This window comes from Gordonia sp. JH63 (assembly GCF_009856645.1).
Lineage (GTDB): Bacteria > Actinomycetota > Actinomycetes > Mycobacteriales > Mycobacteriaceae > Gordonia > Gordonia hongkongensis.
Genome location: NZ_CP047236.1, coordinates 151,282 through 162,832, shown reverse-complemented (window position 1 = coordinate 162,832; position 11,551 = coordinate 151,282). Strand labels below are relative to the sequence as shown.

The window sequence follows — 11,551 nt, the reverse complement described above, 5'->3', positions numbered from 1 at the left end:
AGCGTTGTAACTGCAGAACGCCGCAGACGTAGTACTTGCCATTGCAACGGCACACATGCGGAACGTTGCAGTGTTAGCCCGTTGCACCGTTACATGGTTACGGCGTTGCCCAATTGGCGGGTTATAGCGTTAGGCCGTTACATCCCTACGGCGTTACTGCGTTACATCATTACGGCTATACAGCATTCCCCGGTTAGGCAGTTACGGCGTTGTCGCGTTGCGCCGTTCCCACTTTCTCCCGTTGTAACCATCTAACTACACAGTGTTGGGCCAGCGCAACGTTCGACACGCACAAAGTTACTACGTTGAAACACTGGCGTGTTTCAACTTCGCAAGGTTGGAAAGTTAGGCAATTGTAACGCTACAACCCTTCTTCACGGCACCTATAGGGGAGTGCGGCCCGAGAACCTCACGGAACCAAGGCCACACTTACGGCCCACGCAAACCAACTCCGGACCGACCACGACCAAACCGTCATGGTTCATGCGCAACGGCACCCAGTGGTTACTTCCACCTTTCACGCGTTCGAACGTTGCACAATTACCCAGTTAGGCAATTGTGCCGTTACAACGCGATGCCACGGCGTCGACAGGGGAGTGCGGCTACCACCTAGAGACCTCACGGAACCAAGGCCCACTTACGGCCCACGCAGTCGCCCGCCGGACCGACCACGACCCGGCCATGTTTCTACAGCACGGCCCACCGCCTGAGTATCTGGTCGCTCGCTGTTCCCAGCGAGTGCGGAGAACAGGCTCCCTTGGTCCCGGCCAGCCACGTCAGAGTGGGTTAGGCGCTCCCGTAGAACTTTGAGCCCGGCCCGCATTCTGGCCCTCTCACCTGGACCTTCCGCGTGGTAGGCCTTGCGTTCACCTACGATGCGCGCCAGAAGTTGTTTGGACCGTTCGAAGGCTCCGCTCGATCGCGCCGCACGATCAATTGCAGCTCCATCTGCCTGCTCGGGTGTCACTGTCCAGCTGGTCCCTTTACCGGTACCCGTCCGTGAGACCAGCCCCAGCGAAACCAACGTAGTGAGCATCCCTATAACTCCCCATCCAGAACCACCGACGGGGGCAGAGGACCGTTTAGCGAGGTCGAGGGTGCGGACAGGTGTGGTTTCTCGTACTAGGAGCGACCATACGAGGTGGGCGTCATGCCCTAGTTGACCCCAGAGGGGGTGGAGCCGTAGGGGGTCTGTGACGTCATGGGCACCATTTCCCCGGTAAATCTCAGCTGGCACTCGCAGTGAGTAGAGGGCCGCTTCGTTGGCTGGTCCATCTCGCCAATCTCGGGTGCGAACTAGAAGGCCGCGCTCTTGAAGTCGTTGGAGGTGAATAAAAGCGCGGCTGTCGCAGATAGACATCCAGCTTGCGAGGCAGCGTTTGGCGATCGGGCGATCGACGAGCCCGTGGCCGTCGGTGAACCGGTGAGTGATGACCGCAACCGCGGCCGCGACAAGTGCAGAGTCATCCCAGGTCGCAACCTCTTTGAGGGCGTCGTTGACGAGGGATTGGTCGGCGGGGTCCAGGGGCGGCCGGTGGGTACTGGCGCGCTCAGCGATGCTCTGCCAGTGCACAGCACACGCCGAGCGTGCACGTCGGCGGTTACCGTCACGATCGCGGAACTTGGCAAAGGCGGGGCAGTGCGCGTAGAACCAGCGCACCGCGGCAAAGGAACGCAGCCCTACGTCCCACAGCACCCACGCCGCGGCCGTCGCTGCGGCCGAGCGGTCCTCACCACCGGCGTCGTTGAGGACCCGCCACTGCTGCGCGGAGATGGGTGTGCGACGCCGCCAGGCTCGCGGGGCCTGCCACTGCAACTCGCCTGCACCGTCAGGGTCGGGAGCAAATTCGTGCATCTGCGCGGCAACTGACAGCGCGACCATTGAACCCGCGGTAGGGGAGTGGGGGGTGAGGTCTTCGGTGATCGCAGCGAGAACTCTGTCGCCGGCGTGGGATACGACCGCGCCGATACGTACGCGCTTGACCTGGCCGTCGCGGCGGTGGACCTCTACCTCGAGTCCCGGGCGGTACACCTCGGCGTCGAGCTGCACGCACCACCCGTCTCCGTGCCGGGTAAAGGTCGCCACCACCGGCCCTGGCTCATCACTGCCGAGGGCGGAACGCAGTCGTTCGGCGGTCTGGACCGCTGTGATGGGGGCGAGGGCGTCGTTGACTGGTGTGCAGTGATGTCCACCAGGCTTCAGCGATGCGCTACCCGGCAGACGTAGAAGATGTCCCGGACTCAGCACGTCGATGCGGCGAGCCGACAGATTGAGTTGACGGCGGAGATCCGCTAGGAACTCGCGTATCCCGCGGTCGGACGCAGGGGAGGAGCACGTGAGAATCACGTGCAACGAGTCCGGGCTACCTGACCTGGCCAGATAAGCGGCGCTCGCTGAATAGTCACCGAGCACATCGCGTAGGCGTGGCCACACCTGCTCTGCGCAACGGTCGAGGTCGATGACCAGCAGGTCACTGCGGATCGGGGCAACGACCGCCCAGATTGCCTTGCCACCGCCGGCGCGTTCGGCCTCGGTGATCAGATCAATCGGGTCGCCACTGCGCTCTCGACGAGCCTTGTTCGCCGACGCTGTGCCCGCCAGCGCGAAACTCTCGCCACCAGGTGCGCGCAGCAACCGATAGACCTCGGACCACCGCGACTCAGTAACCGAGTCGTGATGCGACACGCGTTCGTCAGAACTAGCGCGAACAAATGGGTACGCGCTACCCTGAGACCAGTCCTCCAAGACTGTCCCTTCGGGGTCACTGAGTGCGAGATTCCCGGCTCACACTCACAAACTTCACGAACGCCCTCGGTTCCCGCCGGGGGCGTTCGTCGTTTCAGTTATGCGCTATCACGCAGCGGGAGAACCTCCTTCAAAGGTGGTACGCCGGGAATGGGCTGGCCTAGATCGTTCGCAACGAGGGCGCCCAAGTAGTCGACAACGTTCATCCCGCGGGCCTTCGCAGCCGACTGGATTGTCGTCTTCAGAGCTTCCGTCGGAGACAGACTTAAAGTCACCAAGGGCTTGCCCGAGGGGTCTTTACGAGGTCGGCCGGCCATGGCGGCCATTCTTCCGCGCAGAAATGGAAATCGCGGGATCGACACGCCGTAGGTGTGCGACATATCGCTAACCCTACGACAAACCTCGCCTAAACCTCGCTGCTGGGAGGCCGACTATCGAGTAGCTGCCAATTCGACGTGTCGTCGGATAGCGGCGGCCAACTGAGTCGGGTGGGTCTCAGGGAGCCAGTGTCCTCCCTCAATCTCCTCGGAGAAGGTGAGATCGCGGACCACGTGCGACGTCCGTTCGGCGACCGCTCGCGTGTAGAACGCGTCGCTACTGCCCCATACGTAGGCGGTGGGGGGCGGGTCCGTCTTTCCTGACTGTACGGGCCTCTGCGGTGGCCGTACCTGCTCGATCATCATCTGCCGGTACCAGTTCAGCGTGGCGGTGGCAGCGCCTGGTTCTTGCATTCGCTGCTGGTAGTACTGGGCTCGGTCAGCAGGCAAACCGGTTGATCCAATGAACTGGGCAAGTCGATGGCGCAGGAAGAGCTCGGGCAGCGCAGGAACCGCGATCGCGGCGATGTACCAGCTTCGTAGCGCCTGAGTTGAGTGCGTAAATGACCAGGCGAGGGCGGCCGGGTGGGGAGTGGAAACCACGGTCGCTGATGTGATCCGGTGAGGATGCGTTTTGCGCAGTGTCCAAAGGAGCGCACCGCCCCAGTCGTGACCTACGACGTGGGCCGTGTCGAGGCCTTCTGTATCAAGGAGAGCCACGACATCGCTTACCAGCTGGTTGGAGCCGTACGCCGCCCGGCCCGGCGGTCGAGCTCCGGGAGAGTAGCCGCGCAGATTCGGGGCGAGGACACGGAAACCTGATGCGGCCAGGATCTCGGCAACAGCCGTCCAGGACGTCGCGTCCTGGGGGAAGCCGTGCAGCAGCACGATAGGCTCGCCGTCCGCAGGTCCATGTTCGGTAACCTGTAGCGTCAGTGAATCCGAGTTGAAGGTATGCACTGGTGTTTTGGGTCCTCTCCGAACGGGGGCCTCTTGGCGGGGTAAGCGCACCCAGACTGTCAGACGTTGTGTGTAAAGGTCGATAGCGGGTCTAGGGGTATAGAGCTATGGCCGGAACTTCCTGGAGGCGACGCAACACTGCTGCGTCGTCCGGTCACATCGACCAGGTGTTGGCCCAGATTCCGCTGATCCCACCGTGGACGGTCGATGAGTTCTGCGCCTGGGTAGAGGAACGCTACGACCGTGAGATCAAGTTGTCGCCTTGGCAAACTGAAGCGCCGGAGGCCGGCGAACCGGGTTCATGTGGTCTGCTCTGGGTCACGCGAGACGCGTTCATCATCAACTACGACGACACGCGTAGCGAACGGCACCAGCGGCAACAGATCTTCCATGAGATCGGGCACATTCTGTGCGACCACCGCGGCGACTCATGGAACCCCGACGCGATGGCGGGCTTGGCCGAAGGCCTCGACCTCGCGATGGTGGAGCGCGTGCTACACCGCAGCGTGTTTGATTCGGCCGAGGAGATCGCCGCTGAGCTCGTCGGTACGCGCCTAGCGGTGCTCAGTCGCATGCAGCGTGGTGACGGCCGATTCGATCGGATCGCTAGTGCGTTCTTTGAACCTGTGAAGCGATGACTCCGAGCCAGACTCTCATTGATCAGACGACAACAGCAGTCCCGCTCGAGATAGTCGGTACTGGCGTTGGGTTCGGCCTTCTGCTTATCGCGTACAGAATGCTCATCATTCGCGACCGACGACCGACGACGACCGCAGCGCACTGGTATGCCCTGTTCATTGGTGTCTACGCCGCGCTCCGGATCGGGGTTGTTCACGACTGGGTTATTGCCCATCTGCACATAACGCTGGGCGATGTCCGGCTCATCGGAGCAATGTTGCAAGTGTGTTCGGCCGCCGCCCTGCTTCTGCTTGGCTTGTGCTGGCGATCACGTACCGGCGACGTGAAGAAGTGGGTACGGCCAGCCTTGATCGCAGGGGTCACCGTGGTCTGCATCGCCCTGCTGATCATCCACGAGCCCGTTCGGCACACTGGCCTCGCAATCGAGGAGCTGGATGGCTCGTGGCGCACCGGGGCCTACCTGACCCTGCACAGCTTCCTGTTCATTCCAGCCGAGCTCGTCGTTGTTGCAACCCTCTGGCAGATGGCGAAATCGACGACCAGCGCTCGCCGGCTGCTAGTGACGTTGCTGTCCTTGGCGATTGCGTTCAGCGCTTTCAATCTGCTGCTCGTGATGGGAGCAGGCTGGCTAATGAGCGCTGGCGTCGATGGCCCACTCACCGAGCCCCGTTCCATGGTGCGTAACGACCTTGCTTTGTATCCGACGCTTCTGCCGTGGATACCAGTCGGTATTCCGGCGGTGGTTGTAGACATCCGTCGTAGGCTAGGGCTGAACCGCGGCCCTGCGGATCGAATGACCCAGCTGCGACCTCTCTGGAGCGATCTCACCGCTGTTGCACCCGCGTACCGTCTAGCCGAACTCGGACCGGACGATGGTCTGCCCAGCGAGGCGGAACGCGAGTTCAGGATGCGTATCGAGCTGGAAGAGATCATCTTTGCGGTCTCACGGTACTTACCGCCAGATACCGCGTGGCCAGACACTCCCGACGAGCGCGCCCATGTTCTGGGCGAGGCGTGCCGGAAGTTCGCCGAACAGCACGATGCAACCGCACCGGGCTCTTCCCCGGGGTCGAGGATGCTAGTGCCGGCGTCGCGCCCCAGTTGGGCGACCAATGACGCAGAGCTGGAGGCCGTAGCGAATGCCTGGGCACAGCACTCTGCTTCTCGCCTAATCGGCGTCGCGTGAGTTCTTCTTCGTCATAGCGTTGAGGGCCGCCTTGAGCTTAGAAATTAGCTGCGGGTCCTGGTCGACGTCTCGTGTCGCTATGTGCTGCACACCCAAATCGCGAGCCTCACTGAGCAGTTCGAGTCTCTCGTGCATGAGTAGGATTCGGTCGACCTCGGCAGACGAGAGCGAGGAATGTTCCGGAGCAAGGTAGGCGACGTCGTAGAGGCCGAACACAGCAGCCAGTGGCTCGACCAACTCGGTTGGCACGACCTTCGCTGTACCTTCCCGTAGTCCGCGGATCAGGTCCTCAGGCACTGGAGCATTCACCGTTGTGGATAGCTGGTCCGCTATCTGACGGTCGGTGAGTGGCGGTTCATGCCGACTATGCCCGAAAGCGACGAGTCTGCTGATGCGCTCGTTCAGAGGGGGGATCATGTTGCCTACCTTCACTGACTGCCTGAAAATCGGCGTTCGTACCGTTCACGCTCGTCGTCTGAGGGGTTCTGGTAGTAGCCGGCTAGCCACCGAAGGTATCGAAGGTCATCAATATCCTCAGTGGTCCCCTGACTCGGATTCGACCGCAGGTGATCATCCAGGGCAATCACGAGATCGGCGAGGTTACCTTCTCTACGAAAGCTCTCGGCAAGGCGAATGATCCAGGCTCGAGTGAGCCGGTCGATCGTGTACCGCAGTTCGGAGATTCCTGCTTGCACGTCGTCAGCCAGATTGTCGGGCAGCGCGTCGAGCGCACGACCGTTCCGGGTGAGTTCGGCTAGCGCGTCGGTCCGCAGAACAACACCGTGCTCGAAGGCCGTAACCGGCTGAGCTGGCCTGGCTCGATGGTAGGCCGACTCTTCCCGTGCTGCCGCGGTAGCGGTAGCACCATCACCCTCTGAGATTGGAGTCGGTTCTCCACCCTGGAAGGCCCTGCCCGCGCTGCCGGGCATCCATTGGAGCGCTTGATCAAGCTTTCCGAAGGTCACGAAGTCCGGCTGCGCTATGTCACCGTGTTCGAGCCTCCGCACCGTCAGGGCGCTTGGGCCGCCGGCCTCGCGGACGGCAGACTGAGACATGCCGAGCTCTCGGCGTCGAGCCTCGACGAGCCGTCCGAAGCGCTGGTTATTGGCCACACCTCGCACCCTATTCGGTTTTGTGCGGCGTCTTCGCAACGAGGTAGCGCTTGACACTAAACCTCGTCTCCTGGCCGGGAATTCTCACGCTTTAGTCACACCAGCGTAGCGGTTCAGCGCATCTAGGGGTAACGTACGGCGTTGTTATGCGTAAGTTACCCGTACCTGTCGCCAGTGCGTGTTTGCCCGTGTCCCGACTTCCCTCACTCCATGTCGAACGATGGGCCGGGAAACCTGGCAGGCGACGACGGCGATTGAGCCCGATAATGCGAGTCGGCCTAAGCGGGCGTGCCGGGAGGCCGCCGACGAGAACGCTCGTAAGCCGCGCGGTACACGTCGATCGAAACGTCCAGGGCGGCCGCCAAACGCTGTCCGTACTCGTCAGTAAGAACCGCCTCGCCGCGCTCGATTGCTCCAACCGTGGCGGTGGGGACCTCGGCTTCTCGACCGAGCTGGGGCTGGGTCAGACCCCGCAGAATGCGCAGATCGCCTGGAAATCGCTCATGTTCGGGGACATGGACCAGGTCACCGATCGACACACCCAACGTGTCAGCGGCGCGTGCAAGCAGGTCGACCTGCGGGGTCGCGTGTCCAGTCTCCCAGTGGTGGAGTGTGCTTCGCCCAATGTTCGCAAGTCTCGCGAGGTCCGAGAGAGAGAAGTCGCGGTCTGCTCGAAGCTGGCGCAACCGATCGGGGGAGAAGCCCCGCATAACACGACGGCTCACAGAGAGATTCCTCGCGCGCTCATATCTAGACACTTTGCAGGACCTCTCGGGCGATCATCACAAGCTGTGAGTATAGACCGTGTTATAGTACAGACACCTTAGGACGGCTACACAGCTCGAGTCCCACAGAAGAGGTCTGTGGACCGAACCGATGTAGTGCCATAGGACAAAGGATTTGACCCCGGCCGGACGCTGCAAAGTTTGGCGACTCGAACGGCGTCCGGACCGGGTGATTACCAGCTCGATGCGGTAAGTGCAGGCATCGAGGCGGGCGTTGAACAGTGTACCTGCGGGTATGCGCTGACAACGGTCGTCTGGGTGGGCTGCTCCTACAGCTTCGGGGAAACCCTTGGAGTGAAGGAACTCGCATGACGAACCTTCTTGAGCCCGATCCTCGTGGGCCAGATTGGTCTGGGGGTGTTGCTGTCGACTTTCGATCGATGGCACAGGTCCCAGGCTCCGGAGAGGGACGGTCAGATTGCCGTCGAACAGTCCCTCTCCGGAGTGGTGGTTGGCGACTACGCGCGAGCGCGATTGATTTGCCGTCGAACGGCTCGCGTGTGGTCACCCGAGGAGACAGCTCCCTGTCTGTCGATGGGGGGCTGTCCCGGTGACCAGTGTAGAGATGCATCGTCCTGTCCAGAGGGGTGGACAGGACTCGCGACACTCGATCTGGGCGACGACCTTGGCCGTCATGGCGACGGCCGTCATCGCCCTCGCCAATGTCGGGGTCGGGAACGTGTCTGCCGCGCCAGCGCAGCCGGGGGGCTGTCCTGGTCTGATGGTGTACGCGGTACAGGGCACCGGCCAGTCGTCGCCAGACGCCGACCCGTCGAAGGACGCGGGCTTCCTGTCTCAGGTACTGCACCCGGCGATCACGGCCGCCCGCGGTGATATGGACCGCGCGTATGTGCCCTACGACGCCGGCTTCGGTGGTGCTGTAGCGGGCGGCAAGGTCCCGTACGAGCAGTCGGTTCAGGGCGCGGTCGCCAAGACACTGTCCTGGATCAAAGACAAAGCCGCCGCGTGCCCGGCCACGAAGTTCGGTCTGGTCGGCTACTCCCAGGGCGCTCACGTCACGCGGATCGTGTTGAACGACATCGTCGGTGGCAAAGCAGCGATCGGCGCCGACAAACTGGCTCTGCTGGCCAACCTCGGCGATCCTGGCCGTCCCGAAGGGGCTTCGTTGTTCCCCGGTAAGCCGGGGCAGACTTCTCCCGATCCGGTGCCGGGAACAAGCGGCGCGAACGTGTCCAAGGTCGTGGCGGTGTCGACGACCAACGCCCCGGGTGGCGGTATCGCCCCGGTTGGCGATGTCGAGGACACGTCGTACCAGGCCATCGCGGGGCGCTATCTGTCCGCGTGCACGCCCGGCGACCTCGCCTGCGATGCGCCGGCGAACGCACCGCTGGCGCGGTTGGTCACCAACATCGCGGGTCAGTCGGAACTCAACCCGGACGATCCGATCGGGTCGTTGTCGACGATCGCCGAAGCACTGGCATTGACCGCAGTCAAGACCGCGGTGCCGGTGGTCAATGAAGATGTCCAGGCGCCGGAGAACAACCTCGAATCCGTGAGTTACCAACCGCGACAGACCCTGTCAGAGCGGTTGGCCGTGGCCTCAGACCCTCGTACGCCGTTGCCGAGTGTCCAGGACGCGTTGTCGGCGGTCATCAAGGTGGGCACGATCGGGTTCAACGCGGTGAAGACCGTTGTGCAGACAGTCGCCACCCCGAGCACCATCGCCGCGATCGCTACTGCGGGTGCTGCGAATCCACTGGCCATCGTCGGCATTCTGGGCGCAAAGCTGGGCCAGGCAGCGGTCACGCTGGTTCCACCGGCAACCCAGGAACGTCTTGTCTCTGAGGCATTTACCGCGTTCAAGTCCGAGTTCCAAGCGAACTCCGACCTGTTCAAGGTGTCCTCGCTGTTGAAGTACTGGGATGCGGCCAAGCAGCACACGTCGTACTCGCAGGTGTCGGCCACGCCGACAGGCCAGCCCCCGACGAAGCTGATCGGTGATTGGATCGTGGCGGCCGCGCGCGACATCGCCGGCAAGGACGGCGGGTCGTCGAACTCGTCCGGTAGCGGCAGCGGCAGCGATGACTTTTCGTGGCTGTTCGGCGAGGGGTCCGCTGGTTCGTCGACGCTTCCATCGTTGACCACGACGTCGTTTCCGCCGAGCGCTGCGACGTCGGAACCGGCGTATCCGTGGGAGCTCGACACTTCGTCACCATCGGCTTCGTCCGAGACGGTTCCCTCGGGGTCCTCACCGGTCCCGCAATCCACACCTCCTGGCGGCGCGTCCGGCCTTCCGCCGTTCCTCAGCGGGGCCTCGCAGTGAGTCTGACCGTCCTCTCGGCCAGCCCTTCCCGCGTGTGCGGGCGCGGGTTGTGCCGCGCTTGTGGTGGTGGTCGAACCACCACCTCCAGCTAGACCCTTCCTCTCCACTAGCGCACTCAGCGAATCACTCCGGAAGGAGCGAGTACATGTTCAGTGACAGTGCAATCCGGCCCCCGTTCGGGGGACATGCCTCTCACAACCCCGGCCATCCGAACCGTCCCATCAGCTCGCAGGGTGGTGAGCCGGCGTGGTTGAGTCCCATCGATCTGATCACCGCAGTCACCGACCCGGCCACGTCGGTGATCTTGACCGATGAGAACGGCTGCGCGTCGACTCGATGGGGGATGGGCAATGGCCTCAGCATCACGCGGCTCAAAGAGGCTTACGACGAACGGGCGCGGTGCGTACTGCCCGGTGACCGCGGCTACCGCCTCGACGCGAACAGCGTTGTGCTGGTGGTCGGCTCGAACGGTTCGTTGCCGGACGAGCTGCTGGTCGGCGCCACCTACCGCGACGTGTTCGACGACACGCTACACACCATCGATCCGTTCTCGCTGACCGCGGTCCGGCGCGGTGTGTTCGGCGACGAACACCCCCTGCACTGGCACCTCGCCGCGTGCGATCGCTGGACCCGCGCATACCGCCACGGGAACGAGGTGACGTTCGGATGAGCACTGATTGGCAGAACGACCCGAGCGTGCAGTCCTGGCTGCACACCAGTGAGCCTCACTCCGACCAGCTCACCGAGTGGGTTGACGAGCCGACGCGCCCCGAACAGGACATCACAGCAGGGGGCGTTGACCAGGTCGACGACACATACAGCTACGCCCCGCTCGATGACGCTGAATCTGATGACGCCGATTTCGCGGAGGTCGCCGAGCCCGCAGTCGAGGAGCCCCCGTACACCGGCAACGTCTATGCCGCAGCGCCATTCACACGAAGTGCGCCCGCTCCGACCCCGGTTCGACGTCGGGACCGCCGGTGGCTGCTGATCGTGGCGGCTGCCGCTCTGGTGGCGGTCATGGGGCTAGTGGCGATCGCAGTCATGATCCGGGGCCTGGTCAGCGGCGGCGGCGAGGACGGCATCACCGATCCGGTTGCTGCGATGGACACCCCGGACCCGTTCTCCGATGCGGTGGAATGCCCCTCAACCAGTGAGGGAGCCACGACCACCGGCCGCGACCCGGGCGACCTGACGTCGGGCCCGAACGTGATCAAAGCGTTCAACTACGCCTACTTCCACTGGCGTTCGGGGCCGGCCGCGCGGGCGATGGCCTCGTCCAATGTCGAGGGCATTGGCAGCGCCGTCGATTTGCAGTCGAGCATCGACACGCTCAATCCCCAAGCGCGGTACTGCCTGTCGATTGAGGAGACCGGTTCCAACAGCTATCGCGTGGCGGTCACGTTGATCCTGCCCGACGGCACCCGCGACCCCGACCCCGATGTCCAGAACATCACCACCACCCAGATCGGCGAACGCACCTACATCGCGTCTGTCACACGAAACAAGAAATAGAAAGGTC

9 protein-coding genes are annotated in these 11,551 nt (G+C 63.1%); 5 read left to right on the top strand and 4 right to left on the bottom strand.

The genetic code is table 11. The annotated features are described in order from the left end of the window. Nucleotides 1-3,177: 3,177 nt before the first annotated feature. The gene (locus GR168_RS23710; RefSeq protein ID WP_159372105.1) at nt 3,178-4,023 is read right to left on the bottom strand and encodes an alpha/beta fold hydrolase; all 846 of its coding nucleotides are present in this window, start codon (nt 4,021-4,023) and stop codon (nt 3,178-3,180) included. A 107-nt stretch (nt 4,024-4,130) separates the two neighbouring features. Here GR168_RS23710 and GR168_RS23705 point away from each other — a divergent pair, with 107 nt between their 5' ends. Next, nucleotides 4,131-4,661 carry an ImmA/IrrE family metallo-endopeptidase gene (locus tag GR168_RS23705; RefSeq protein WP_068971318.1) on the top strand — a complete coding sequence of 177 codons (531 nt, stop codon included), beginning with the start codon at nt 4,131-4,133 and terminating at the stop codon, nt 4,659-4,661. A 98-nt stretch (nt 4,662-4,759) separates the two neighbouring features. Beyond that, nucleotides 4,760-5,848, top strand: coding sequence for a DUF6545 domain-containing protein (locus tag GR168_RS23700; RefSeq protein WP_159372104.1), 1,089 nt, complete (start codon nt 4,760-4,762; stop codon nt 5,846-5,848). Here the strand turns inward: GR168_RS23700 and GR168_RS23695 are convergent. The 3 genes from GR168_RS23695 to GR168_RS23685 all read right to left on the bottom strand — a co-directional run bounded on the left by GR168_RS23695 (nt 5,831) and on the right by GR168_RS23685 (nt 7,670). Then, nucleotides 5,831-6,265, bottom strand: coding sequence for a hypothetical protein (locus GR168_RS23695; protein ID WP_159372103.1), 435 nt, complete (start codon nt 6,263-6,265; stop codon nt 5,831-5,833). The two genes, GR168_RS23700 and GR168_RS23695, sit on opposite strands and share 18 nt — an antisense overlap. 11 nt (nt 6,266-6,276) lie before the next feature. Beyond that, the gene (locus tag GR168_RS23690; protein ID WP_238995128.1) at nt 6,277-6,960 is read right to left on the bottom strand and encodes a helix-turn-helix domain-containing protein; all 684 of its coding nucleotides are present in this window, start codon (nt 6,958-6,960) and stop codon (nt 6,277-6,279) included. Nucleotides 6,961-7,238: 278 nt separating this feature from the next. Beyond that, entirely contained in the window at nt 7,239-7,670 is a 432-nt protein-coding gene (locus GR168_RS23685) for a helix-turn-helix transcriptional regulator (protein WP_159372117.1), read from the bottom strand. 709 nt (nt 7,671-8,379) lie between these two features. Between GR168_RS23685 and GR168_RS23680 the strand changes: the two genes are divergently transcribed. The 3 genes from GR168_RS23680 to GR168_RS23670 all read left to right on the top strand — a co-directional run bounded on the left by GR168_RS23680 (nt 8,380) and on the right by GR168_RS23670 (nt 11,544). Beyond that, entirely contained in the window at nt 8,380-10,029 is a 1,650-nt protein-coding gene (locus tag GR168_RS23680; protein ID WP_159372102.1) for a cutinase family protein, read from the top strand. A 145-nt stretch (nt 10,030-10,174) separates the two neighbouring features. Next, nucleotides 10,175-10,699 (top strand): hypothetical protein, encoded by a 525-nt coding sequence (locus GR168_RS23675; RefSeq protein WP_159372101.1) that lies wholly within the window; start codon nt 10,175-10,177, stop codon nt 10,697-10,699. Between the two features lie 26 nt (nt 10,700-10,725). Beyond that, nucleotides 10,726-11,544, top strand: a complete 819-nt coding sequence (locus GR168_RS23670; protein WP_159372100.1) for a hypothetical protein — start codon at nt 10,726-10,728, stop codon at nt 11,542-11,544. The last annotated feature ends 7 nt before the right edge of the window (nt 11,545-11,551 follow it).

Bases quoted from the DNA above. Each gene is read 5' to 3' on its own strand.
- GR168_RS23705 (WP_068971318.1), top strand. From the start codon at position 4,131: ATGGCCGGAACTTCCTGGAGGCGACGCAACACTGCTGCGTCGTCCGGT.
- GR168_RS23700 (WP_159372104.1), top strand. From the start codon at position 4,760: ATGCTCATCATTCGCGACCGACGACCGACGACGACCGCAGCGCACTGG.
- GR168_RS23695 (WP_159372103.1), bottom strand. From the start codon at position 6,265: ATGATCCCCCCTCTGAACGAGCGCATCAGCAGACTCGTCGCTTTCGGG.
- GR168_RS23685 (WP_159372117.1), bottom strand. From the start codon at position 7,670: ATGCGGGGCTTCTCCCCCGATCGGTTGCGCCAGCTTCGAGCAGACCGC.
- GR168_RS23680 (WP_159372102.1), top strand. From the start codon at position 8,380: ATGGCGACGGCCGTCATCGCCCTCGCCAATGTCGGGGTCGGGAACGTG.
- GR168_RS23675 (WP_159372101.1), top strand. From the start codon at position 10,175: ATGTTCAGTGACAGTGCAATCCGGCCCCCGTTCGGGGGACATGCCTCT.